Below are 24,198 nucleotides of genomic sequence, written 5' to 3'. Positions count from 1 at the left end.
CGAATCATGAACGAACACAATTTGAATGACCCGCTGGATCTGGATGGCCTGGATCAGCTGTTTGGGGACGATATCAGCATGCCGAGCGCGGCCGATTACATGGCGCCGACCAGCAGCACCAAGCAGCGGGATCTCTCCTTCTTTCACCAGATCCCGGTCAAGGTGACCCTGGAAGTGGCCAGTACCGAAGTCGCGCTGGGTGAGCTGATGCGGGTAGAAGAGGGGGCCGTCATCGAGCTGGACAAGCTGGCGGGGGAACCGCTGGATGTGCGGGTCAACGGCCGCCTGCTGGCCCGCGGTGAAGTGGTGGTGGTCAACGGCAAATACGGCCTGCGTCTGGTCGATGTGGTCGACACCAACCTGCTGGGTGGCATGAACGACTGATGCGCTGCCTGCTGGTTGCCCTGCTGCTGTTCTCGCTGCCCAGCTGGGGGGCGGACATGACGCTGTTCTCCGTGTCGCCAGGCGCGGCCGGGGGCGAGGATTACAGCATCAAGCTGCAGATCCTGTTCTTCATGACCCTGCTGGGTCTGTTGCCGACCCTGCTGCTGATGATGACCAGCTTCACCCGGATCATCATAGTGCTGGCCATTCTGCGCCAGGCCATGGGGTTGCAACAGAGCCCGCCGAACCGGGTGCTGATCGGCATCAGCCTGATCCTGACCCTGGTGATCATGAGGCCGGTCTGGACCGACATGTATCAGCATGCCTTCGTGCCCTATGACCAGAACGAGATCACCCTGACGGAGGGGCTGGCCCGCGCGGAGAAACCCCTGCGCCAGTTCATGCTGGCCCAGACCCGGGAGCCGGATCTGGAGCAGATGCTGCGCATCTCGGGGGAACCCACCACGCTGGCCAAGAGCGAGGTGCCCTTTGGCGTCTTGCTGCCGGCCTTCGTGCTGAGTGAGCTGAATACCGCCTTCCAGATAGGCTTCATGCTGTTCATTCCCTTCCTGGTCATCGATCTGGTGGTGGCCAGCGTGCTGATGGCGATGGGGATGATGATGCTGTCGCCGCTTATCATCTCGCTGCCATTCAAGCTGATGGTGTTCGTGCTGGTGGATGGCTGGTCCATGACGGTCGGCACCCTGGCCGCCAGCTTCGGCGGCGGAGGTTAAGGTGAGCCCTGAGCAGAGTGTGGCCTTGATCGGGGGCGCCGTGAACCTGGTGGTGGTCATGGTGTCCGTGCTGATCGTGCCCGGCCTCATCGTCGGTCTGGTGGTCAGCATCTTCCAGGCGGCGACCCAGATCCAGGAGCAGACCCTCAGCTTCCTGCCCCGTTTCATCGTCACCCTGCTGACGCTCATCTTCACGGGGAACTGGCTGCTGTCACAGATCACCACCCTGTTTGCCGACCTGTTCCAGAAGATCCCCGGACTCATAGGATGAACTCCCTGCTGTCGCTCAGTGCGGCCGAGCTGACCGCCTGGCTGGGACAGTGGTGGTGGCCCTTCGTGCGCATCGGGGCGGCCTTCTGGGTGATGCCTGTGTTCGGTGATGGCCGCATCCCGGTGCAGGTTCGCCTGTTTCTCGCCTTCGTCATCAGCCTGTTGATCGCCCCCCTGCTCAAAGACATGCCGGCGCTCGATCCGTTCAGTGTCGGCGCCCTGGTGCTGACCCTGGAGCAGCTGCTGTTCGGGCTCTTGTTCGGGCTCTGCATCCAGATGCTGTTCATGGTGATGACCATGGCGGGCCAGATCCTCTCCATGCAGATGGGTCTGGCGATGGCGGTGATGAATGATCCCTCCAACGGGGACACGGCCCCCATCGTCAGCCAGATCATGCTGATCTTCTGCTCCTTGCTGTTTCTTGGCCTCAATGGCCATCTGGTGACCCTGGATGTGCTGGTGCAGAGCATGCGCAGCTGGCCGCCGGGCTCGTCCGTCTACTCCCTCGATCTGAAGGGGGTCATAGGGTTGTTTGGCTGGAGCATAGGCGCGTCCCTGATCCTGACCCTGCCCGCCGTGGTGGCCATGCTGATGGTCAACCTTACCTTCGGGGTGCTCAACCGCACGGCCCCCTCCCTGAATATCTTCTCCCTCGGCTTCCCCATGACACTATTGCTGGGGCTCTTGACCATGGCCATCTCCATCAGCGGCGTGCCGGCCCGTTATCTGGACCTGGTCACCCACGTGCTGAGCCAGCTCAGGGCCTTGACCCCGGCATGAGCCAGAACAGCGCCCAGGACAAGACCGAAGAGGCCTCTTCCCAGAAACTGCGCAAGGCGAGGGAAGAGGGCCAGATAGCGCGCTCCAAGGAGTTGAGCTCAGCTGGCCTGTTGCTGCTCGGCGGGCTGGCCATGCAGTGGATGGTGCCCAGTTTTGGTCTGTTTTTTGCTGAGTTGATGAAGCAGCCCCAGCGCTTCAACTGGCAGGGGGCGCGGGATCCCCAGATGATGATCCAGTGGACCGCGGATGCCCTGATCGGCATGTTGTGGGTGCTGTTGCCGCTGTTCGGTTTCTTGGGCTTGCTGCTGGTGTTGCTCAGCGTGGTGCCGGGTGGCCTGGTGCTCACCTGGAAGAAGCTGCTGCCGAGCGGGGAGAAGATCAACCCACTCAAGGGCCTCAAGCGGATGTTCTCCACTCACAGCCTGATGGAGCTGCTCAAATCCCTGCTCAAGGTGCTGCTGATCGGCGGCACGCTCGCCCTGATGCTCCAGCATCAATGGCCCCTGTTGATGATGATGAACCGCATGCCACCCCAGGCGGCGATGGAACAGGCGCTGCGGATCCTCTCCCAGGCATTCATCTTGCTAGGCAGTGTGCAGATGCTGATCGCCGTGCTGGATGTGCCCTATCAACGCTGGTCATTGAGCAAGCAGTTGAGGATGACCAAGCAGGAGGTCAAGGATGAGCACAAGAACAGCGAGGGGCGCCCCGAGATCAAGGCCAAGATCCGCCAGGTACAGGGCATGCTGGCGCGGGCCCGGATCGAACAGCGGGTGCCGCAGGCGGACGTGATCATCGTCAACCCGACCCATTATGCGGTGGCCATCAAGTATGATCCCGAGCGGGCCAACGCCCCCTTCGTGATAGCCAAAGGGATAGACAGCATGGCGGAGCGGATCCGCCAGGTGGCGAAGCAGCACGACAAGATGGTGATGAGCCTGCCGGAGCTGACCCGGGCCATCTATCACTCCACCCGGGTGGATCAGGAAGTGCCGGCGGGGCTCTACACCGCGGTCGCCTATGTATTGAATCACGTATTGCAGTTACGGGCCTATGAGGCTGGCAGGGGCAAGAAACCCAATCCCCTCGCGCCTTTGCACGTACCACCCGAATTACGTCAACCTGAGAGGTAAGTTGTGAACTGGCGTGTATTGACCCAATCCTATACAGCGATCCCACTGATGCTGTTGGCCATACTGGCGATGATGATCCTGCCTCTGCCGGGCTGGCTGCTGGATGCCCTGTTCACCTTCAACATAGTGTTGGCGGTACTGGTGCTGCTGGTCTCCGTCTCGGCGCGCCGGCCGCTGGACTTCTCCGTGTTCCCGACCGTGCTGCTGGTGGCGACCCTGATGCGGCTGTCCCTCAACGTCGCCTCCACCCGGGTCGTGCTGCTGCATGGCCATGAGGGGCACGAGGCCGCGGGCAAGGTGATCCAGGCCTTCGGTGAGGTGGTCATCGGCGGCAACTACGTGGTCGGTCTGGTGGTGTTCGTGATCCTGATGATCATCAACTTCGTGGTCATCACCAAGGGGGGGGAGCGGATCTCCGAGGTCTCCGCCCGCTTCACCCTGGACGCCATGCCGGGCAAGCAGATGGCCATCGATGCCGATCTCAACGCCGGCATCATGGATCAGCACCAGGCCAAGGCGCGCCGGGAGGAGATAGCCAGAGAGGCCGACTTCTACGGCGCCATGGACGGGGCCTCCAAGTTCGTCCGTGGTGACGCCATCGCCGGTCTGCTGGTGCTCATCATCAACCTGGTGGGCGGCCTTGCCATCGGTATCTTCCAGCACTCGCTGCCGGTGTCCGATGCGTTCCGGATCTATGCGCTGCTCACCATAGGTGATGGCCTGGTTGCCCAGATCCCCTCCCTGCTGATGTCGACTGCCGCGGCCATCATAGTGACCCGGGTCAGCGACGAAGGTGAGATGTCGGATCAGGTCGGCCAGCAGATCCTGGCCTCGCCCCGTGTCATCTACACGGCGGCGACCATCATGCTGATCCTGGGCCTGGTGCCCGGCATGCCCATGTTGGCCTTCCTCAGCTTTGCCGCTGTACTGGCCTGGACCGGCTGGAGCGTGAGCAAGCGCCGGGCCAAGGATCCTGCGCTGGACGCGGCAGAAGAGCTGACCCGGTACATGGTGCAGCCCGAACCCCAGGGGCTGGACTGGCAGGATCTGGCACCCGTGGACTCGGTGGCCATCGAACTCGGCTACCGACTGGTGCCCCTGGCGGAAGCGGACAAGGGAGCCGAGCTGCTGGCCCGGGTGCGCGGCATCCGCAAGACCCTCTCCGAGCAATATGGCTTCCTGCTGCCCGAGATCCGGGTGCGGGACAACCTGCAACTGCAGCCGGATCAGTATCGCATCAAGCTCTCCGGCATCGCCCTGGCCATGGGCAACGTGGATTGCCAGCGGCTGATGGCCATCAGCAGCGGGGAGACCTATGGCGCGCTGGATGGCGAGCTGACCCAGGATCCGGCCTACGGCATGAATGCGGTCTGGATCTCCCCGGACAACAAGGCCAAAGCCCTGAATCTTGGTTATTCAGTAGTCGATTCCGCTACTGTAATCGCCACTCACGCCAGTAAACTGCTGAGAGAGCAGCTGGATGTGCTATTTGGTCATGACGAAGTGGGCAAGCTGGGCCAGTATCTGGCGGTACAGTCCCCCCGTCTGGCGGAGGAGCTCAACCTGGCCCTGACCCAGATGCAGCAGTTGCGGGTGTTCCGCCAGTTGCTCAAGGAGCAGATCAGCCTCACCGACATCCGCACCATAGCCACCACCCTGCTGGATGCGAGCGAGTTGACCAAGGATCCCGTGCTGCTGGCCTCGGATGTGCGCTGCGCCCTCAAACGCCAGATCGTCAGACAGGCCATCGGCTCGCGGGACATCCTGGCGGCTTTCACCCTGGATGATCGCCTGGAGCAGACGCTGCTAAACGCCATGAGCCAATCCCAGCAGCAGGGCAAGATCCAGCTGGACAGTTTCCCGGTCGATCCTCAGTTGCTGGCCCAGTTGCAGCAAAACATGCCGCTGGTGAAGGAGCAGTTGCAGCAGCAGGGGTATGCCCCCGTGCTGGTGGTCATGCCCCAGCTCAGACCCCTGATCGCCCGTTATGCCCGTTCCTTCTCAAAAGGTCTCAAAGTGCTCTCTTATAACGAGATCCCGGAAGACTTGCGGGTCGAGGTAATTGGCACACTCGGCTGAAGTTGAATTGCCATGTCAGGACTTTGATCAGGAAGAGGTTATTCCGCTTATCTACTTGAATTGTCATATAAAGCCGTTATGATGTGACGGCTTTTGACGTGATGCATACTGAAATAAACAACAAAATACAAACAATCAGATGCATCTCATGGCTTTAGGGATAACAAAGCCATGCCATCCTAATACGGGTCGTCGCATGATAAAGGCAAACTGAACTGAAAAGTCAGGACGCAAAGCCTCCGGTCTAACAGCATTGATGCTAATGATAGCGGGGTTACCAAGGCCATGATTCTCGCCTTGTTTTCATACCACTATAAGGAAAACGCTCAATTAAGCAGCGTCGTTTCTGTCGTGGTGCGTTTTTATTTTTCACGGTCAGTTCTGTTGATTGATTCATGTGCAATCACAGGTTCGGGTTAATATGTTTTCTGATTTATCTATCAAGGAAAATTCAATACCCGTCGGTGTTGAATCGCACGCACATTTATTATTTGTCTCCTCATCGTTATCAAATGGAAACGATATAGAGAGGATGTTGTTGAATTCTGGCTATCGTGTTTCCTGCCAGGATTCCATTCCTCAGGCCAGGCAGTTTCTTTCTCACCATGCGGTGGATCTCATCCTGCTCGACATGGCGGTCATGACCGAAGCCGGTCCCTCCATGGTGCACGAGCTGGCGGGAGCCGACTGCGTCATCCTGGTCAACGAGCATCAGGCCTATCTGGCGGCAGAAGCCATGCGGGCCGGCGCCATCGACTACATCATCAAGCCCTTCAGTCCGCGCCAGATCATCGATGTGGTGAGGGGTGCGCTGCGCCTGCGTCAGGCCATTCCCAACCTGATCGCGACCTCCGCCCTGAGCCTGCAGGTGCTGCAACTTGCCAGGCGTGCCGCCAAGAGCTCTGCCACCATCCTCATCGGTGGCGAGTCGGGGACGGGCAAGGAGCGGTTGGCCCGCTATATCCACGATATGTCCAGCCGGGCCCACAAGCCCTTCGTGGCCATCAACTGCGCCGCCATCCCCGAGGCCATGCTCGAATCCATCCTGTTCGGCCACAGCAAGGGCGCCTTCACCGGCGCCACGGCGAGCCAGCAGGGCAAGTTTGAACTGGCCCAGGGCGGCACCCTCTTGCTCGACGAGATCTCCGAGCTGCCCCTGGCGCTGCAGGCCAAGCTGCTGCGGGTGCTGCAGGAGAAGGAGGTGGAGCGTCTCGGCAGCCATCAGGTGATCGCGCTGGATGTGCGGATCATCGCCGCCAGCAACCGGGATCTGAGGGAGTTGGTGGCGCAGGGGGAGTTTCGCGAGGATCTGTTCTATCGGCTCGACGTGCTGCCCATGAACTGGCCGGCGCTGCGGGAGCGGCCGGACGACATCTTGCCGCTGGCCGACTACTTCATCGAACGCTACGCCGCCCAGCAGGGCTATCGCCTGAGCGAGAGCGCCCGCAAGCAGCTGCTCGCCTATGACTGGCCCGGCAATGTGCGTGAACTGGACAATGTCATGCAGCGAGCCCTAATTATGGCTCGCGGATTGCATATCCAGGCCGTCGATTTGATGTTGCCCCATTACGCTGCCGAATCCGACAACCTGTTACCGCAGACGCTGGCTGCGCCAGAAGGGCTCAGCGAGACCAAGCGGCATGCTGAATTTCAATTCGTTCTTGAGACGTTGCGCCGTTTTCGTGGCCATCGCACCCGTACGGCCGAGGCCCTTGGGATGACGACCCGGGCACTCAGGTACAAGCTTGCTGCCATGCGTGAGCAAGGCATCGATATCGAGCAGCAGATTCAAAACTAAGGGATAACCGAGTGAAGATTGAGATGATGTCATCACAGGTGACACTCCTGCAGCAGATGCAGGAAATGCAGCGAGTCGCCAATCAAACCCCTTCCATCGAGCCAAACGAGGCATCGGCGGTGTCATTTAGCGACGCCATGAAAGATGTCGTCGGCCGCATCAATGAACAGCAGAACGTGGCATCCAAGCTGATGACCGCCGTCGATGCGGGCCAGAGCGACGATCTGGTCGGGGCCATGGTGGCCAGTCAGAAAGCCGGTCTCAGTTTTTCTGCCCTGATGCAGGTGCGCAACAAGCTGATGACGGGTTTCGACGACATCATGCGCATGCCGCTCTGAGGTAGCTCATGACTGAACTGGTTTCATCCTCCCAGGGCGCCTCTGTCTCCCTGATGGCTCGGGTACAGGAAGGGATGCGCAACTGGCGCACCCTGTCCCGGGACAACAAATCCATCCTGACCATAGCGCTGCTGGCCGCGATCGTGGCGGGCACCATAGTGGTCATACTGTGGACCTCCAGCAAGAACTACGTCCCCCTCTACGGCAAGCAGGAGCTCTACGACACCGCCAACATCATGGAGATGCTGGAAAAAGAGCAGGTGCCGTTCCGCCTGGAGAAGAGCACGGGTCAGATCCTGGTGCCCGAGAGCCAGCTGGCCCATGTTCGCATGGCGTTGGCGGCGCGCGGGGTCAGGGCGGCCATGCCGGCCGGCCTCGAGGGGCTGGACAACGTCACCGGCCTCGGCACCAGCGAATTCATGGAAGGGGCTCGCTATCGCCATGCTCTGGAAGGGGAGCTGGCCCGCACCATCATCTCGCTGGATGCGGTGCGCAGCGCCCGCGTGCATTTGGCGATCCCCAAGCGGACGCTGTTTGTCGGCCGCGACGAAGAGAAACCCAGCGCCTCCGTGATGCTGGACCTGCAACCGGGTCAGTCGATGGAGCCGGGTCAGGTCGAGGCGATTGCAAACCTGGTGGCGGGCAGCATCTCCGGCATGAAGCCGGGAGCCGTGACCATAGTGGATCAGGCGGGCCAGCTGCTGAGCGCCGAGATCGGTGACAAGGCCGGATTTGGCAAGCAGAGCGTCCAGCAGATGGAATATGTGCGCAAGCTGGAGCAGTACATACGCCAGCGTGCCAACGACATGCTCTATCCCATGCTGGGCACCGGCAACTTCCGGGTGCAGATAGCCGCAGACGTCAACTTCAATGCGGTGGAAGAGACCCAGCAACAGCTGGACCCCAACGGCGTGGTAACCCAGGAATCCAACAAGTCTGACAAGACCATAGACGCGCTGGCGCTCGGCATTCCGGGGGCCCTGTCCAACCGCCCGCCGGAGACGGCGCCCCAGGCTGATCAGGCCGCGCAGGGCGCTCAGCCCAATGCGGCCGCCCAAGAGCCCGCCAAGAACGACACCCGGACCGAGCGGCAGGAAGTCAGCAAGCAGTATGAGAACAGCCGCACCATAGTGCATACCCGCTATCAGCAGGGGCGCCTGGAGCGGATGAACGTCTCCATCCTGTTGAACCAGCAAAGTGCGCCCAAGGATGGCTGGAGTGCCGAGCAGCTGGAGCAGATCCGGCAGATGGTGGAGCGCTCGGTCGGCTTCGACGGCGCCCGTGGCGATCTGATCAGCCTGCAGGTGTTCGACTTCACCGGTGCCGTGCCGGTCACGCCGCCCGAGTCCAGCTGGCTGGAGACCCCTTACTGGCAGGACTCCCTGCGCTATCTGGTGGGTGGCCTGTTGGGGCTGACCCTGGTGTTCTTCGGCATCCGTCCTCTGGTGAAGCACCTGGTGCGTACCCAGCAGTATCCCGAAGCCGAATCGGAACAGGAGCAGGACGACGAGCTGGAGCCCCAGGTCGGTCTCTCCATGCGCCGGGATGGGGATGGTGAACTCGAGGGCTCGCCGGTCGGCAAGAGCCTGCTGCAGAGCGAGCACAGACTGGATCCCCAGTTCTCCTCACTGGATCTGGAAGCCTTGCCTGAACCCGGTTCCGAGCTGGAAGTTCAGCTCAAGCATCTGCAACTGCTGGTAGACAAAGACACGGCCCGGGTGGCGGAAGTGGTCAGACAATGGGTGAGTGGTAATGAACAACGTTAATCTGAACCAGAGTGCGGTCGACATCGATATCGACAACCTCGAGAAGGCCGCCATCCTGTTGCTGAGCATGGGGACAGAGGCCGCCGCCAAGGTGATGCAGAAGCTGTCCCGCGATGAGGTGCAGCGCCTCATTTCCAAGATGGCGGGCCTCTCCGGTGTGAGCTCGATAGAGGCCAAATGGACCCTGCAGCAGTTCTTCAACCAGTACCGCGAACAGAGCGGTATCGGCAGTGCGTCACGGGAATATCTGGAGCAGACCCTGGATCTGGCGCTGGGACAGCGCCTCTCCCGCAGCCTGCTCGACAGCCTCTACGGGGATGTCATGAGCCAGGACATCCAGCGCCTGCAGTGGGTGCCTGCCGATGTGCTGGCCCGCTTCTTCCGCAATGAACACCCGCAGATGCAGGCCGTGCTGCTTGCCTTCCTCCCCCCCCAGACCGCCTCCGCCGTGCTCGATGCCTTGCCGGGCTCGGTGCACGACGATCTGCTGGTGCGGGTCGCCAGCCTCAGCTCGGTCAGCGAGCATGTGCTGGGCGAATTGAGACTGACGCTGGATCGCTGCCTCGCCTACGTGGCGGATCAGTCCGGCGCCAAGGTGAACGGGGTGCGCCAGGTTGCCGATATCCTGAACCGCTATCAGGGTAACAAGGAGCAGATGCTCTCCCTGCTGCGGGAACACGATGGGGACATGGCCCTCGAGATCGAGAAGAACATGTTCGACTTCATGGCCCTGCGTCGTCAGAGCGACGAGACCCTGCAACGACTGGTGCAGGAGCTGCCGGCGGATCTGCTGGCGCTGGCCCTGAAAAACACCGAAGCCAGCTTCCGCAAGGTGGTGCTTGGCGCCATGCCGAAGCGGATGGCGCAGGCGCTGGAGGCCCAGATCCAGGATCAGGGCAGCGTCTCCCTGCGCAAGGTCGAGCAGGCGCGGGAAGAGGTGATGCAGATGGTGCGGGAGCTGGTAGAGCAAGGCGAGCTCGAGTTCCAGCTGTTCGAAGAACCGACCGTCAGCTAACAGGAGAGAGGCATGAGTCAGCATGTTCGCAAATTGGCGGCCGGTGCCACCCGTCTCTACCGTTTCCCGTCCTTGGGGCAGAGTGGGGAAGAGGCCCAGAGCCAGCAGGAAGAGTTTGAATATGGCTATCAGCAAGGGTTGGAGCAGGGGCAGGCCGAAGGGTACCAGTCCGGCTACCAGCAGGGGCTGACCAGCGGCCTCATCGAAGGGGAGGCCAAGGGCCTGCAGCAGGGTCAGGTGCGTGGCCTGGCACAGGGGCTGGCCGAGGGGCGGGCCTCGTTCGATCAGGCCATGATCCCCTTCGCCAAGTTGCAGCTGCAATGGGAGTCCCTGACGCGGGCCCGCATGCTGGAGCAAAAAGAGCTGATCGCCCAGCTGGTTGCCCAGGTGGCGAAGCGGGTGATCCAGGCCGAATTTACCCTCAACCCGCAGCAGGTGCTCAGCCAGGTCGAACAGGCCATGGCGACCCTGCCGAACGAATCCGAAGATCTGGTCATCTATCTCAGTGAAGGGGACAGACAACGGCTGGCCGAGCAGGGGGTAACCCGCTGCGAGAAGTGGCCGCTGCAGGTGGATGGAGCCCTGGGGGTCGGTGACGCCCGGATCGAGACCCGCGCGGCTGTCATCGAGATCAACACCAAGGAGCGGCTCGGCCGCTGCATAGAGCAGCTCAACCAGACCCTGGAATTGCCCAAGGATGCATGAATCCCTGCAACGGGTCCTGACGTCGGCACTGGACAACCTGGACGAGATCCCGGGTTTTCGTCGCTACGGTCGTCTGGTGCGGGTCACCGGCCTGACCCTGGAGGTCGTGGGTTGCCAGCTGGTGATGGGACAGCGTTGCCGGGTCGATTGTGCCACGGGTGACCCCTTGCTGGCCGAGGTGGTGGGGTTCAACCGGGATATCTCCTACCTGATGCCGCTGCAGCCCATGAGCGGCCTTTACGCCGGTGCTCGGGTACTGCCCATCGACGGGGAGGAGACCATTCGGGTAGGCGATCACCTGCTTGGACGGGTGCTCGATGGACTGTTGCAACCCCTCGATGGGCGCCCCCTGTCGGACGAGGGTGAACGGGTTCCCCTGTTTGCCTCTCCCCCCAATCCGCTGCTGCGCACGCCGGTGCGCGAGCCGCTGGACGTGGGGATCCGGGCCATCAACGGCCTGTTGACCGTGGGCAAGGGCCAGCGGCTCGGGCTGTTCGCCGGCTCCGGGGTCGGCAAGAGCATGCTGCTCGGCATGATGACCCGCAACACCAGCGCCCAGATAGTGGTGGTGGGGCTCATCGGTGAGCGGGGCCGTGAGGTGCGCGAGTTCATCGAGCACAGCCTGGGGGCCGAGGGGCTGGCCCGCTCCGTGGTGATCGCGGCACCGGCGGATCAATCCCCCCTGATGCGACTGCGCGCGGCCCAGCTGTGCCACCGCATCGCCGAGTATTTTCGTGAGCAGGGGCAGGACGTGCTGCTGCTGATGGACTCCCTGACCCGCTATGCCCAGGCCCAGCGCGAGATTGCGCTGGCGATCGGCGAACCCCCCGCCACCCGCGGTTATCCTCCCTCAGTGTTCAGCATGCTGACCCAGCTGGTGGAGCGGGCGGGTAACGGCACCCGTGCCGATGGCAGCCTGAGCGCTTTCTATACCGTGCTGGCGGAGGGGGATGATCAACAGGATCCCGTAGTGGATTCGGCCAGGGCCATCCTCGATGGTCACATAGTGCTGACGCGCCGGCTGGCGGAGGAGGGTCACTACCCGGCCATCGATATAGGCGCCTCGGTGAGCCGGGTCATGCCGCAGGTGGTAGCGCCCGAGTGGCAGACCCTGGCCGTTAACCTGCGCCAACTCTGGGGCCGTTATCAACAGGTCCGTGAACTCTTGCCCCTCGGCGGCTATCAGCCTGGGGCCGACCCCCAGATGGATGAGGCGGTGCAGCGTTATCCCGCCATCGCCGGCTTCTTGCAGCAGGGTATCCACGAAGAGACCCCCATCACCCAGGTGGTGGGCGGTCTCAAACAAGTGTTAGGCAGAGCCTAAGGACGCGGCATGCTGAAATCCTATCTCGGCCTGCAACAAGATGCGTTGGAATCCATGGGCAAGGAGCGGCAACGCCTGCGAGATCTGGCCATGCGTGAAGAGCAGCGTGCCGTGAAATTGAGAGAGGTGATCGATACCCTGCAGCCCGGTTCGGCGAGCTTTCATCCTCTGCTGTGGCAAAACAAGCAGCAGATGCAGGGACAGCTGCGTCATCTGCTGGATCACCAGTTGCAGCAATCGGCGCTGGCACGCGTGGATCTGTCACGCCATGAGGGTCAACTGCTCAAGCAGTTTGGTCGGGTCAAGGGGTTGGAGTTGCTGCTGGACAAGCGGGAGCTGGACAAGCGCCAGCGCCATGAAGCGGGGGAACAGCGCCAGCTGGACGAGCTCGCCAGTCTGCGCCATCGCGCCCTGCAAGGGCGCTGAGCCACTCAATCGGGGAAGCGGTCTTGCTGGCCATAGGAGGACTCCTGGCCCAGCAGGGTATGAATGGTTTCTATCTGACCGGCCAACAGGCGACCATTGAGCTCATTCTGACGTCGGCATTGTTGCAGCAGCAGCTCGAGTCGTTGCCACTGCTCGCCGACGCTCTGTTGCAACTGGCCTGGCAACTTGGTGATGAGCGTCGCCATTCCCTTCTCATCGGGCTTGAGCCCCAGTGCCAGCAGATGCTGACAGCGTTGCTGGGCCTGCTGCTGGATCTCTGCCATCACGCGGGTTTGCCGCTGATTGTGGGCGGTCAAGCCATCGACGTCATGGCTGGCCAGCAGGCCATGCTGGTTGAGCAGCAATTGTTGCAGCTCGGCGTAGCGGCTAGAGTCTTGCTGGATGCCGATGATCAACTGCTTGACCCTCAGCTTGAGTGCCATGCTCATCGACGATGCATGTCCAGGATGGCCTGGCTCAGGGCATCCATGTCGAGCTCCAGCTTGCCTTCGCTGATGGCCTGACGGATCTGGTTCACCTTCTCCATATCCACATCCGAGGTGGAAGCCAGCTGGCTTCTCGCCTGATTGATGGTCTGTGTCGTGGTGCTGATCCTGGCATCGCCCTGGCTCGGCTTGGACTGAGACTGGGCCAGCGGGGCGGCATCCTGCTTGCGTTGCAACTGGGCCTGGGCATAGAGCGGATCGGTGCGGGTGATTTTCATAACGTCATTTCCTGTTGGTCTATCTATGACAGGCGACCCTTGAGCGCCTCAACTTGAATCAAACTTCTCTTTCGGGTCAAAAACGGGTTTCCACTTCCCCTTTCTCTATGACCCAGGCCTGGATCTCCTTGCCGGACTGATTGTTGCGTACCCGGATCCCGTCGCCTATGGCACCGCTCTCCAGTGCCTTGCCACGGGTAGTCGCCGAGAAACCCGCCTGGCCTGCCCGGATCAGTACCCCTTCCCCCTCCTGTACCGCCCAGGCTTTTTGCAGGTCCAGCTCGCTGATGAGCTGGCCCATCCTGAGATGGCGATTGCTCTTGCTGCCCACCGGCGAATGATTGCTGGGGATGAAGCCCCGTTGCAACCGGCTGACATCCAGCTCCTTCTCGACCAGATCGGCGGGCTGGATGGCCCTTCCTTTCTGGATCTCCCGGGCCGTGACCCAGACCGGCATCATCAGACTGACCTCGACCCTGGCCCTCAGTTGCCAGGCCGGTTCGGTGCACTCGACCAGGTAGGGGCGCCGCCCCCAGGGCTGACGATACTGCCCGCCCGCCTGCAGCCTTATCTCCTGCTGACAGGAGGGGAGATGGACCACGGCGGGGGAGAGCCAGATCTGATACTCCGCCTGGGTGCTGGGCCAGCCCTGCTGCTGCAGGTAGTCATCAAGGGCGGCCGTGGCATCAGATCTCAATTCAATCTCCAGCTGCTCGGACAGGGGTGTGGCCTCGGCCCATACCGGCTGCCCCAGCAGCAGGGCGAGTGGCAGGCCCAGCAGACGGACCCACTTCCATATGGGAAACAGGGCTTCCCCTTTTGTCTGGCTTATCAGCCACTGTCTGTACCCTAACCAGCGGAAATAACGGCTTTTCATGATTGGCATGAGTCTTGATAAAGGATGCACCGGTCTGACTGGTTCATAAGAAGGATGAAGCATGAGTATCTCATTTGACAGCGCTCTTGGCGTGCACCCCTATGCCCTCGATGTGCGAGCGGATCGGGCACGTATTCTGGCAGGGAACTTGGCCAATGTGGATACCCCTGGCTATTTGGCGCGGGATGTCGACTACAAGTCCATCCTCGGCCGGGTCGCCCAGCAGGTTGCCGCAGGGGAACAGGGCGCCTCCATCAGTCAGGGCGCCATGAGCAATGACATGCAGCATCCTCTCTATCGCATTCCTTACCAGGTATCCATGGATGGCAACACGGCCGAGCTCAGCGTGGAGCAGAGCAAGTTTGCCAGCAATGCCACCGACTTTCAGACCAGCCTCACCTTCTTGAATATGAAAATCACCGGGATCGCCAAGGCGATCGAGGGCCGTTAATCATGTCGTTCAATCGCATCTATGACATCGCCGGCAGTGCCATGCGGGCACAGACAGTCCGCCTGGACACAGTCGCTTCCAACCTGGCCAACGTCGACAGCGCCTCCGGCAGCGAGGCTGCCGCCTTCCGGGCCATCAAGCCCGTGTTCTCCACCCTCTATCAACGGGTGCAGGATGCCGAAGGGCTCGGCGCCGCCCAGGTACAGATCGCAGGGATAGTGCAGTCGGATCGCCAGGTCGAGAAACGGCTGGAGCCGACCAACCCGCTGGCCGACGGTGATGGCTTTGTCTACTACTCCAACGTCAATGCGGTAGAGGAGATGGCGGACATGATGAGCGCCTCCCGGGGATTCGAAACCTCGGTCGAGGTGATCAACCGCATCAACAGCATGCAGCAAGGGCTGCTGCGACTGGGTCAGGGGGCTTAAATGAGCCTGCCACAAGTCAGCGGTCTGGATACCGCCCGCAGCGCCAGCCAGTACTCTGCGACCCCGGATATCGCCAGTAACAACGCCCCGGCCAGCCAAGGCGTACAACTGCGCAATGAATTCCTGCAGATGATGGTGGCCCAGATCCAGAACCAGGATCCGACCAACCCGCTGGACGGTGCCCAGTACGTCACCCAGCTGGCGCAGTTCAGCATGGTGGAAGGGGTGGAAGGCCTCAAGGTGCTGCAACAGAAGTCCATCAACATGATGGATACCCAGCAGGTGCTGCAGAGCACCGACCTCATCGACAAGGAAGTGATGGTACCGAGCCAGACTCTGACCCAGAAGGAGGAGAAGGCGATCCGCGGGCAGGTAGAGCTGGCCGGTGCGGCCGACACGGTCGAGCTGAAGGTGTATGACAAGCACGGCACCCTGGTCGCAACCAAGAGCTGGGGGGAGAGCAAGGCCGGGGCACTGGATTATGCGTTGCCGACTTTGCCAGCAGGTGAGTACAGCTTCGAGGTGAAGGCGTCCCTCGCGGGCGTTGCCACCACCAGCAAGAACTATGTGGCCAGCCAGGTGGAGCGCGTCAACCTGCCCGGCACCGGCGAGATCATGTTGCAAGTGGCGGGCGTGGGGGAAGTTCCCCTGTTCAGCGCCGTCCAGTTCGGTAAATCGGCGTAATCAAATAGGAGCGAAACTGTGTCTTTTAGTATCGGATTGAGCGGCCTGCGCGCCGTTAACCAGGAATTGAGTGTCATCAGCAACAACGTAGCCAACGCCAGCACCGCCGGATTCAAATCCAGCCGTGCCGAGTTCGCTGCCATCTATGGTGGTGGTCAGGCTGGCGGGGTGGAGATGAACAACGTCTCCCAGAACTTCGATCGCAACGGTGACGTGACCCGGACTGGGCGTGGGCTGGATCTGGCTATTTCCGGTAGCGGCTTCTTCGTGCTCAAGGACAGTAACGGTCAGACCTCCTACACCCGGGCCGGCATGTTCCAGCGCGATGCCAGCAACTACCTGACCACCGCCAGCGGGACCCGCCTGCAGGGTTACACCACCAACGAAGCGGGTGAACTGCAGTCCGGTGTGGTGGGTGATATCCAGGTCAAGGCCGGCAGCCTGCCCGCCAAGCCCTCTGACAGCCTGGAGTTCGTGGCCAACCTCAAGGCGGATGCCAGCATCATCGATCAGACGGCTCACCCGTTCGATCCTGCGAAATCCGACAGCTTCAGCTACTCCCAGTCCAGCAAGGTCTATGACTCCCTCGGGGTTGAACACACTGTCACCCAGTATTTCGTGAAGACAGGGGATAACACCTGGCAGGTCAACTACGCCTTCAATGGCGCCAAGACGGGCACCCCTGTGACCATGGAGTTCAACACCAATGGCACCCTGAAGACACCGACCACGGCCCCCGTATTGAACCTGACCCCGGCCGGCGCAGATCCCATCGCACTCAAGGCGGATCTGGCCAAGGTCAGCCAGTATGCCTCCGACTTCAACGCCACCCGCAACCAGTCCAACGGCTATACCGCCGGGGATCTGACCGGGGTTCGGGTCGATGCCGACGGCGGCGTCTACGCCACCTTCACCAACGGTCAGAGCCTGTTGCAGGGTCAGGTGGTGATGGCGAACTTCACCAACCCCAATGGTCTGCTGCAGACCAACAATACCACCTGGCAGCAGTCATTCAGCTCGGGCCAACCCGTGCTGGGGGCGCCGGGTACCGGGACCCTGGGTACCTTGACCGCGGGCGCCTACGAGGGCTCCAACGTGGATCTGACCGGTGAACTGGTCAGCCTGATGACCTCCCAGCGCAACTATCAGGCGAACGCCAAGACCATCAGTTCGGCTGACAAGATGACCCAGGTTCTCTTCAACTCCTTCTAAGGCGTGATGCGTGGAAAAGCTTATCTATACCGCCATGTCGGGGGCGCAACATACCCTGATGGCCCAGCAAATTCGGGCGAACAACCTGGCCAACGTCAATACCGCCGGTTTTCGGGCTGATTTTGAACGGGCTTCCGCCTATGCCCTGGCCGGTGATGGTTATCAGAGCCGGGTCATGGCCCGCGAGGAGCAGGCAGGCACCGACTTCAAGCCGGGCGCCCTGATGCAGACCGGCCGCAAGCTGGATGTGGCGATACGGGGTGACGGCTTTCTCTCGGTACAGACCGCCGATGGCAAGGAGGCCTATACCCGTGCTGGCAACCTGGAGGTGGATGGCGAGGGACTGTTGACCCTCAATGGCCGTCCCGTGCTGGGGGATGGCGGTGAGATGGTGTTGCCTGCCTATCGGGATCTCAGCTTCGGCAAGGACGGCTCCCTCAGCATCACGCCACCGGGGGGCGGTGCCCGCCTGGATGTGGGTCGCCTCAAGCTGGTCAACCCGGATCCGGCCGAGCTGGTGAAGGGACAGGATGGTCTGTTCCGTCAGCGTCAGGGCGGCGAGGCGGAGATAAGCGAACAGGTCGTGCTGGCGTCCGGCTTCCTTGAGGGAGCGAACGTGAATGCGGTCGATGAGCTGATCAGCAGCATGTCCCTGACCCGCAACTTCGAGTTGCAGGTCAAGTTGATGAAGACGGCGGACGATCAGGCCAGACAGGGCGCCAGGCTGATCTCGGGTCAGGGCTGATAAAATCTGGCGCGGCTGGCTTGGCCGGCCGCGCACTCGGTTGATGAGGGCGGCATGCGCCCTCCCATGAGATTGTGGAGAGACAAAGATGCACGCAGCACTGTGGGTGAGTAAAACGGGTCTGTCGGCCCAAGATGCCAAGATGGCCAGCATTTCCAACAACCTGGCCAACGTCAACACGGTCGGCTTCAAGCGCGATCGGGTGGCCTTCGAGGATCTGTTCTATCAGGTACAGCGTCAGCCTGGTGCCCAGCAGGATCAACAGAACCTGTCCCCCATCGGCATCCAGATGGGTAACGGTGTGCGGGTGGTTGGCACCCAGAAGGTATTTACCCCTGGCCAGTTCCAGAATACCAACCAGGAGCTGGACATGGCGGTAGTCGGTGCCGGCTTCTTCGGGGTCGAGCGCCCGGACGGGGAGACGGCCTACACCCGCAACGGGCAGTGGCATCGCAACGCCGAGGGGCTGCTGGTCAACTCCGATGGTTTGCCCATGCTGCCGCAGATCCAGATCCCGGACAATGCGACCAAGGTATCCATCGGCACCGACGGTACCGTGAGCGCCACCCTGCCGGGCCAGCAGGAGAACGTGGAGCTGGGACGCATCACCCTGACCAACTTCTCCAACCCGGCCGGGCTGGAAGCCTTGGGAGGCAACCTCTATCGGGCGACGGGTGCCTCCGGTGAGGCCATCGAAGGGGTGCCGGGCGAAGAGGCCATGGGGGCTATCAAGCAGTTCACCCTGGAGAGCTCCAACGTCAACGTGGTGGAGGAGATGGTGGACATGATCACCACCCAGCGTGCCTACGAGATGAACGCCAAGGTCGTCTCCTCCGCCGATCAGATGCTCAAATTTATCACCCAGGCACTGTGATGATCAGGTCGATGTTGCGTTGTGTCGGATTGGCGCTGCTGCTCGGCGGCTGCTCCACCTATGAGCTGCAGGCCCCCGAGCCCGGCGACGAGAAGTGGGCTCCCTCCCGTTCCCAGATGACCCGTACCGGGGTGGGGGAGGATGGCAGCCTCTATCGTAATGACTACATGATGACCCTGTTCCAGGATCGCCGTGCCTATCGCATCGGCGACATCCTGACCGTGATGCTGGAAGAGCGGACCCAGTCCAGCAAGAAAGCCAATACCAGCATGAACAAGAACAACAGCATCAATGTGCCTGCGCCCTCCATCGGTGGGGTATCGCGCCCAGACTGGGGCGCGTCGGTCAGCGCCGATCGCGACTTTGACGGCGGCGCCACCTCCAGCCAGCAGAACACCCTGGCGGGGGCCATCACGGTCACCGTCGCCGAGGTGATGCCGAACGGAGTGCTGGGGATCCGAGGTGAGAAGTGGATCCGCCTCAATCAGGGGGATGAGTACATCCGTCTGGGGGGCATGGTGCGAGTTGAGGACATCGATCAGAGCAACCGCATCTCCTCCCAGCGCATCGCCGATGCCCGCATCACCTATGCGGGGCGCGGTGCCCTCGCCGACAGTAACCAGATGGGCTGGCTGGCACGCTTCTTCAGCTCCGCCTTCGCCCCCCTGTGAGGATCCAGATGAAAAAATGGTGTATCGCCCTGATCTGCTTCGTCCTGCCGGGCGTGGCAGGGGCCGCCGCTCCCGCCAAACGGGCCTTGCTGGACATCGCCGATGTGCAGGGGATGCGAACCAACCAGCTGGTGGGGTACGGCCTGGTGGTCGGTCTCTCCGGCACTGGGGATCGCAGCCAGGTCAAGTTCACCGGCCAGTCCATGACCAACATGCTCAAGCAGTTTGGCGTACAACTGCCCGATGACATAGACCCCAAGCTCAAGAACGTCGCCGCCGTGTCGGTGCAGGCGACCCTGCCTGCGCTCGCGGGCAAGGGACAGCTGGTGGACGTGACGGTCACTTCCATCGGCGATGCCAAGAGTCTGCGGGGTGGCTCCTTGCTGCTGACCCCCATGCGCGGTATCGATGGTGAAGTCTATGCGGTCGCCCAAGGGAACCTGGTGGTGGCCGGGGTCAAGGCGGAGGGGCAGTCCGGCTCGTCCGTGACCATCAATGTGCCCACCGCTGGCATCATACCGAACGGCGCCATCATAGAGCGGGAGGCCGCCAGCAGCTTCTCTGACAAGCCCGAAGTCACCCTCAACCTGCACCAGCCGAACTTCAAGACGGCGCGCAATGTGGAGCGGGAGATCAATCGCCAGCTTGGCCCGGTGGCCAAGGCGGTCAGTGCCGGACGCATCCAGATCACGGCCCCTCGCGACGAGAGTCAGCGCATCTCCTTCATGGCCCTGCTGCAGGACATTCAGGTGGACATGGGCAAGGAGCGACCCAGGGTCGTCTTCAACAGCCGCACCGGCACGGTCGTGATGGGGCAGGGGGTCAAGGTGCACAAGGCGGCGGTCAGCCACGGTAGCCTGACGGTGACCATAGGCGAGAGCCAGACCGTCAGCCAGCCCAACGCCTTCTCCAACGGCCGGACCACCACGACGCCGAACTCCCAGATCCAGGTTGACCGGGAGCGCAATAACATGTTTGTCTGGCCGGATGGCACCTCCCTCGAGGTGATCGTCAAGGCAGTGAATTCCCTGGGCGCGACCCCGGATGATGTCATGGCTATCCTGCAAGCCCTCGACGAGGCGGGAGCCCTCGAAGGCGAGTTGGTAGTCATCTAAGGATTGTTATGACCCGAATTACGTCCGAGCCTGGTTTCTATCAGGATCTCAATGAACTGCAGCAGATAAAGAGCAACCCGGATCAACGGGCGGCCCTGGAGGCTGCGGCCGGTCAGTTTGAAGTGAGCTTCCTGCAGACTGTGCTCAAACACATGCGCTCAGCCTCCGATGCCATGCAGGATGAAGATGACAAGCTCATCAAGGGGCAAGAGCTCTACCGCGACATGTACGACAGCCAGCTGGCGATGAGCCTGGTGAAGCGTGGCGGCATGGGGCTCAAGGAGCAGATGGTCAATCAGCTGGACCCCGCATTAAAGAATGCCGAGCCTGTGGTCGCTTCACAGTCCCAGACCCTGACTGCCTTCAGTCAGCCTCTGAATTCGGCAAAAATGAGGAAAGTTGACTGATGTCGCTGCTCAATATCGGTTTTAGCGGACTCAACGCGGCGCAGATCGCGTTAAACGTCACCGCCCAGAATATCGCCAACGTCAATACCATAGGTTACAGCCGCCAGGAAGCCATGATGGGCAGCCTGTCCGGCTTTGGCCGGCTGGACAACGGCATGGGGGTGGAGGTGACGGGGGTGCGCAGGATCACCGATGACTATCTGGTCTCCCAGCACTGGCGCAGCCGCTCCTCGACCGGTTCTTCCTACGCGTTCCATCAGTACATCAATACCACGGAACAGTTGCTCGGCAGCGAGTCGATGAACATCACCAAGGGGTTGGATAGCTTCTTTGCCTCCCTCAATGCCGCCCTCGACAGCCCGGAGACCCCGGCCCAGCGTAGCCAGATCGTCAGCTCCGCCGGCGCCCTTGCCAACCGTTTCAATCAGTTGAACGAGAGCATGCTGACCCAGGAGAAGCAGATCGACGATCAGCTGAACAGCACTGTCACTCAGGTCAACAGCTACCTGAAGCAGGTGGCCGAGCTCAACACCCAGATCGGTGAGCAGGCCTCCAAGGGGGTCAATACCTCTGTGCTGGAAGACAGTCGAGAGCAGATAGTGCGCGAGCTGTCGACCTTCATGGAGGTGCGGGTCAATCGCCAGAGCGACGGCTCGTTTTCCCTGAGCCTGCCCCAGGGCCAGCCCCTGGTGCTGGCGGGCAGCAGCAGTACCCTCTCCCTTGCCGGTGATACCCTGAGCCTCAGTTTCGGCCCCCAATCGTTCGAGGTGCCCAAGCTGCAAGGGGGTACCCTGGCCGGGGTGCTCGAGTATCGCACCACTGTGCTGCGCCCCCTGCGCGATGAACTCAACCAGATCGCGAAGAAGCTGGCGGATGATTTCAATGCCAAGCAGGGGGGCGGGGTCGATCTGAACGGTGATCCGGGCAAACCCATGTTCAGTTACGACCCTCTCAATCCGTCCGGCACCCTCAAGGTGGCCGACGGCTTCACCGGCGATCACCTGGCCTTTGCCAAGGCGGGAGGCGGCACGGGTGACAACCGCAACCTGCAGGAGCTGCTGACCATCAAGGATGACCAGTACGACGCCTACAGTGCTCTGCTCGGCCGCATGGCGGTGCAGAGCGGTCAGGCCAAGGCGACCATGACGGCAGACGCCAACATGGAGAAGCAGCTGGCCACCAAGCTCAGCAGCGTCAGCGGGGTCAATACCGATGAGGAAGGGGTCAAGATCATGGCGTATACCAAGGCCTACCAGGCGAACGCCAAGGTGATCAGCACCTCGGACCAGCTCTTCAACTCCATCCTGAACATGTTCTGACGGGGGCCGCATGCGTATCAGTACCAACCAAATTCAGCTCAGCATGCTCGACAATCTGCAACATGGTTTCGGCGAGTATGCCAGGCTCGATCGCCAAATCTCGGCCAACAAGCGCATCCTGCAACCCTCCGACGATCCCGTCGGCAGCGTGCAGTTGCTCGGTCTGAAGAAGGAGCAGGCGGCGATGGCCCAGTACCAGAAGAACATTGCCAATGCCAAGAGCCAGCTCTCTCAGGGGGAAATCCAGCTCGATACCATGACCAACATGCTGAGTCGGCTGCGGGATCTGGCCCAGACGGCGGCCAACGGCTCCCTCTCGGAAGACGATCGCCGGGCTGTCTCCAGCGAGGTGGCGATCATCAAGGACGGCTTGCTGGATCTGGCCAATGCCCGTAACGAGAGTGGTTCCAGTCTGTTTAGCGGCAGCCAGGTAGATAAAACCGCTATCGTGAAGGATGCGAGTGGTGATTACATCTACCAAGGGGATGCCCTGGTGCGTGAGGTCGGCATCGCCAGAGGGGTGACGGTGGAGCTCAATCACACCGCGGACAAGCTGTTCCTCCAGAACGGTGACTTCTTCAAGCAGCTCGATGAGATGGTGGCCGCCTTTGACAGCGGTGCCGCGGATGCCTCGGATCAGGCCAGGGCCATGCTGGATCGCAGCCAGACCTTGCAAGATGATATCAGTCAGATGGTCAGCTCCATTGGTGCCCGCATCAACCTGCTGGATCAGGTCGACGAAGGGCACGAGGAGAAGGGCGTCTATAGCAAGGAAGTGAGCAATCAGATAGAGTCCCTCGATTACGCGGGGGCTGTGACCCAGCAGGCCCATGTGTTGATGGCGCTGCAGGTGCAGCAGCAAGCCTTCGCCAAGGTGAATGGCCTCAGCCTGTTCAACTACATGCCCTAAGTCTGATTAAGGAGCCAGGATGCAGATTCAACAAACCCGTCCGGGCGGGGTGGCCGAAACCCCGGCCCAGCCCAAGCTGCACGGACGTCCAACTGCCCAGGTCTCCTCCCCTCAGATCAGCCGCAGCGATCGCCAGCCCAATGTCATCCGCTTGGATAGATGGGCCCTGATCGGTACGGCGCAGCAGCGCATCGCCCACGCCCAGGGTGGCGAGCAGGCCCTGAGCCAGGTCTGGGGCGAGCTGAAACGATTGGAACAGCAGCTCAGCCAGAACCGAGCCGCGAGCGGCGATCTGGTGTCCCGGCTCAAGCTGCTGGAAGAGAAGCTGACCCAGCCGAAGGCGCCCCTGACCACTGAACTCAAACCTCGCCTGCTGGCATCGGCCACGGACAGCCGGGTGAGTTACAGTGCGGAGCGGCTCGATCTGCTGAGCCCGAGATCGAGCGCCGAGCGGCTGGTGTTCTCATTCCCCCAGACCAGCAGCGCCGTCGAGGTGTTGCTGCCAGCCGGCGCCAATGAAGCGGAAGCCGCCTCCCGCCTGGATCGGGCCCTGCGCAAGGAGCACATCCAGGCTCGTCTGAACGAGCTGGGCAAGCTGGAGCTGAGCGTGCCGGATCAACATAGACGCAAGCTGGATGAGCCCGTGCTGCTGAGCGGAGAGGGGATCCGGATCCCGGCCGGCAACCCGGTGCCGGTGCAGTTCAAACCCAAGGCTGGTCAGCTGACCCAGCTTGGGGAGGGGCTCGACAAGGGGGAGCTCAAGCAGGAACAGCAACGTCTGAAGCGCCTGCTCGGCGAAATTGAGCAGTCGGTACGGGAGCTAAAGCAGTTTCGCCAGAAGATGGTCAAGCAGCTGGACAGGGTCAAGGTCCGTAGCCAGAACCTGCAGCAAGGAGAGCTGGAGCAACTGCAAGGCAAGCTCAGCCAGCAGCTCAAGGAGGGCGGTTTCATGGGTACCATGTCCGGCCTGCTGGCCCAGGCCAACGTATCACGCCAGAACGTGGTGGCCTTGCTGACCTGAGGCCGAGA

28 protein-coding genes and 1 riboswitch are annotated in these 24,198 nt (G+C 61.6%); of the genes, 25 read left to right on the top strand and 3 right to left on the bottom strand.

The window, feature by feature from the left end; all coding sequences use genetic code 11:
- The first annotated feature begins 6 nt into the window (after positions 1-6).
- From lfiN to lfiJ, 13 genes are all read left to right on the top strand, one after another.
- Positions 7-384 (top strand): lateral flagellar motor switch protein LfiN, encoded by a 378-nt coding sequence (gene lfiN, locus CUC44_RS14685; protein ID WP_100860652.1) that lies wholly within the window; start codon positions 7-9, stop codon positions 382-384.
- The gene (gene fliP / locus CUC44_RS14680) at positions 384-1,118 is read left to right on the top strand and encodes a flagellar type III secretion system pore protein FliP (RefSeq protein ID WP_100860651.1); all 735 of its coding nucleotides are present in this window, start codon (positions 384-386) and stop codon (positions 1,116-1,118) included. The genes lfiN and fliP overlap by 1 nt, the downstream gene beginning before the upstream one ends.
- A 1-nt stretch (position 1,119) precedes the next feature.
- Positions 1,120-1,389 (top strand): flagellar biosynthesis protein FliQ, encoded by a 270-nt coding sequence (gene fliQ / locus CUC44_RS14675; RefSeq protein ID WP_100860650.1) that lies wholly within the window; start codon positions 1,120-1,122, stop codon positions 1,387-1,389.
- Positions 1,386-2,168: a lateral flagellar biosynthetic protein LfiR gene (gene lfiR / locus CUC44_RS14670; protein ID WP_100860649.1), complete on the top strand. Its 783-nt coding sequence runs from the start codon at positions 1,386-1,388 to the stop codon at positions 2,166-2,168. The genes fliQ and lfiR overlap by 4 nt, the downstream gene beginning before the upstream one ends.
- Entirely contained in the window at positions 2,165-3,301 is a 1,137-nt protein-coding gene (gene flhB, locus CUC44_RS14665) for a flagellar biosynthesis protein FlhB (protein ID WP_100860648.1), read from the top strand. The genes lfiR and flhB overlap by 4 nt, the downstream gene beginning before the upstream one ends.
- Before the next feature lie 3 nt (positions 3,302-3,304).
- A complete protein-coding gene (gene lfhA / locus CUC44_RS14660; protein WP_100860647.1) occupies positions 3,305-5,380 on the top strand; it encodes a lateral flagellar biosynthesis protein LfhA in 2,076 nt (691 codons plus the stop codon).
- Positions 5,381-5,574: 194 nt separating this feature from the next.
- A riboswitch (cyclic di-GMP riboswitch) is annotated at positions 5,575-5,662 on the top strand.
- Positions 5,663-5,915: 253 nt separating this feature from the next.
- Positions 5,916-7,178: a lateral flagellar response regulator transcription factor LafK gene (gene lafK, locus CUC44_RS14655; protein WP_279627831.1), complete on the top strand. Its 1,263-nt coding sequence runs from the start codon at positions 5,916-5,918 to the stop codon at positions 7,176-7,178.
- An 11-nt stretch (positions 7,179-7,189) separates the two neighbouring features.
- On the top strand, positions 7,190-7,516 hold the full coding sequence (gene lfiE, locus CUC44_RS14650) for a lateral flagellar hook-basal body complex protein LfiE (RefSeq protein WP_100860645.1): 327 nt from the start codon (positions 7,190-7,192) through the stop codon (positions 7,514-7,516).
- Between the two features lie 17 nt (positions 7,517-7,533).
- Positions 7,534-9,282, top strand: a complete 1,749-nt coding sequence (fliFL, locus tag CUC44_RS14645) for a lateral flagellar M-ring protein FliFL (RefSeq protein WP_167388918.1) — start codon at positions 7,534-7,536, stop codon at positions 9,280-9,282.
- Positions 9,269-10,297: a lateral flagellar motor switch protein FliGL gene (fliGL, locus tag CUC44_RS14640; protein ID WP_100860643.1), complete on the top strand. Its 1,029-nt coding sequence runs from the start codon at positions 9,269-9,271 to the stop codon at positions 10,295-10,297. Before fliFL ends, fliGL begins: the two co-directional genes overlap by 14 nt.
- Before the next feature lie 12 nt (positions 10,298-10,309).
- Positions 10,310-11,002, top strand: a complete 693-nt coding sequence (lfiH, locus tag CUC44_RS14635) for a lateral flagellar assembly protein FliH (protein ID WP_100860642.1) — start codon at positions 10,310-10,312, stop codon at positions 11,000-11,002.
- A complete protein-coding gene (lfiI, locus tag CUC44_RS14630; protein ID WP_100860641.1) occupies positions 10,995-12,326 on the top strand; it encodes a lateral flagellar FliI-like assembly ATPase LfiI in 1,332 nt (443 codons plus the stop codon). Before lfiH ends, lfiI begins: the two co-directional genes overlap by 8 nt.
- 9 nt (positions 12,327-12,335) lie before the next feature.
- Positions 12,336-12,752, top strand: coding sequence for a lateral flagellar protein LfiJ (lfiJ, locus tag CUC44_RS14625; RefSeq protein WP_100860640.1), 417 nt, complete (start codon positions 12,336-12,338; stop codon positions 12,750-12,752).
- 5 nt (positions 12,753-12,757) lie between these two features.
- Here lfiJ and lfgN read toward each other — a convergent pair whose 3' ends face one another.
- The 3 genes from lfgN to lfgA form a co-directional block, all read right to left on the bottom strand.
- Positions 12,758-13,201, bottom strand: coding sequence for a lateral flagellar protein LfgN (gene lfgN / locus CUC44_RS14620; protein ID WP_100860639.1), 444 nt, complete (start codon positions 13,199-13,201; stop codon positions 12,758-12,760).
- Positions 13,198-13,476 (bottom strand): flagellar biosynthesis anti-sigma factor FlgM, encoded by a 279-nt coding sequence (gene flgM / locus CUC44_RS14615; protein ID WP_100860638.1) that lies wholly within the window; start codon positions 13,474-13,476, stop codon positions 13,198-13,200. Before flgM ends, lfgN begins: the two co-directional genes overlap by 4 nt.
- Positions 13,477-13,552: 76 nt before the next feature.
- Positions 13,553-14,353 (bottom strand): lateral flagellar basal body P-ring formation protein LfgA, encoded by an 801-nt coding sequence (gene lfgA / locus CUC44_RS14610; RefSeq protein WP_100860706.1) that lies wholly within the window; start codon positions 14,351-14,353, stop codon positions 13,553-13,555.
- Between the two features lie 61 nt (positions 14,354-14,414).
- Here lfgA and lfgB point away from each other — a divergent pair, with 61 nt between their 5' ends.
- The 12 genes from lfgB to CUC44_RS14550 all read left to right on the top strand — a co-directional run bounded on the left by lfgB (position 14,415) and on the right by CUC44_RS14550 (position 24,190).
- Positions 14,415-14,804, top strand: a complete 390-nt coding sequence (gene lfgB, locus CUC44_RS14605; RefSeq protein WP_100860637.1) for a lateral flagellar basal body rod protein LfgB — start codon at positions 14,415-14,417, stop codon at positions 14,802-14,804.
- 2 nt (positions 14,805-14,806) lie between these two features.
- The gene (gene flgCL / locus CUC44_RS14600; protein ID WP_100860636.1) at positions 14,807-15,232 is read left to right on the top strand and encodes a lateral flagellar basal body rod protein FlgCL; all 426 of its coding nucleotides are present in this window, start codon (positions 14,807-14,809) and stop codon (positions 15,230-15,232) included.
- The gene (locus CUC44_RS14595; RefSeq protein WP_100860635.1) at positions 15,233-15,916 is read left to right on the top strand and encodes a flagellar hook assembly protein FlgD; all 684 of its coding nucleotides are present in this window, start codon (positions 15,233-15,235) and stop codon (positions 15,914-15,916) included. It begins immediately after the preceding gene.
- A gap of 18 nt (positions 15,917-15,934) precedes the next feature.
- On the top strand, positions 15,935-17,128 hold the full coding sequence (gene flgEL, locus CUC44_RS14590; protein ID WP_100860634.1) for a lateral flagellar hook protein FlgEL: 1,194 nt from the start codon (positions 15,935-15,937) through the stop codon (positions 17,126-17,128).
- Between the two features lie 10 nt (positions 17,129-17,138).
- The gene (gene lfgF / locus CUC44_RS14585; RefSeq protein ID WP_100860633.1) at positions 17,139-17,873 is read left to right on the top strand and encodes a lateral flagellar basal-body rod protein LfgF; all 735 of its coding nucleotides are present in this window, start codon (positions 17,139-17,141) and stop codon (positions 17,871-17,873) included.
- An 88-nt stretch (positions 17,874-17,961) separates the two neighbouring features.
- Complete coding sequence (lfgG, locus tag CUC44_RS14580; RefSeq protein ID WP_100860632.1) at positions 17,962-18,747, top strand: lateral flagellar basal-body rod protein LfgG; 786 nt, start codon at positions 17,962-17,964, stop codon at positions 18,745-18,747.
- Between the two features lie 11 nt (positions 18,748-18,758).
- Complete coding sequence (flgH, locus tag CUC44_RS14575) at positions 18,759-19,418, top strand: flagellar basal body L-ring protein FlgH (protein ID WP_425266323.1); 660 nt, start codon at positions 18,759-18,761, stop codon at positions 19,416-19,418.
- 8 nt (positions 19,419-19,426) lie between these two features.
- Positions 19,427-20,533, top strand: coding sequence for a lateral flagellar basal body P-ring FlgIL (gene fgIL, locus CUC44_RS14570; RefSeq protein ID WP_100860630.1), 1,107 nt, complete (start codon positions 19,427-19,429; stop codon positions 20,531-20,533).
- An 8-nt stretch (positions 20,534-20,541) separates the two neighbouring features.
- Positions 20,542-20,940, top strand: coding sequence for a rod-binding protein (locus CUC44_RS14565; protein ID WP_100860629.1), 399 nt, complete (start codon positions 20,542-20,544; stop codon positions 20,938-20,940).
- Positions 20,940-22,259, top strand: a complete 1,320-nt coding sequence (gene lfgK, locus CUC44_RS14560; protein WP_100860628.1) for a lateral flagellar hook-associated protein LfgK — start codon at positions 20,940-20,942, stop codon at positions 22,257-22,259. The genes CUC44_RS14565 and lfgK overlap by 1 nt, the downstream gene beginning before the upstream one ends.
- A gap of 10 nt (positions 22,260-22,269) precedes the next feature.
- Positions 22,270-23,169: a lateral flagellar hook-associated protein LfgL gene (gene lfgL / locus CUC44_RS14555; protein WP_100860627.1), complete on the top strand. Its 900-nt coding sequence runs from the start codon at positions 22,270-22,272 to the stop codon at positions 23,167-23,169.
- A 19-nt stretch (positions 23,170-23,188) separates the two neighbouring features.
- The gene (locus tag CUC44_RS14550; protein WP_100860626.1) at positions 23,189-24,190 is read left to right on the top strand and encodes a hypothetical protein; all 1,002 of its coding nucleotides are present in this window, start codon (positions 23,189-23,191) and stop codon (positions 24,188-24,190) included.
- Positions 24,191-24,198: the final 8 nt, after the last annotated feature.

It is taken from the genome of Aeromonas lusitana, assembly GCF_002812985.1.
In the GTDB taxonomy this organism is placed as follows: Bacteria; Pseudomonadota; Gammaproteobacteria; order Enterobacterales; family Aeromonadaceae; genus Aeromonas; species Aeromonas lusitana.
The sequence above is the reverse complement of the archived record's forward strand: the minus strand, read 5'-3'. Positions and strand labels throughout refer to the sequence as shown.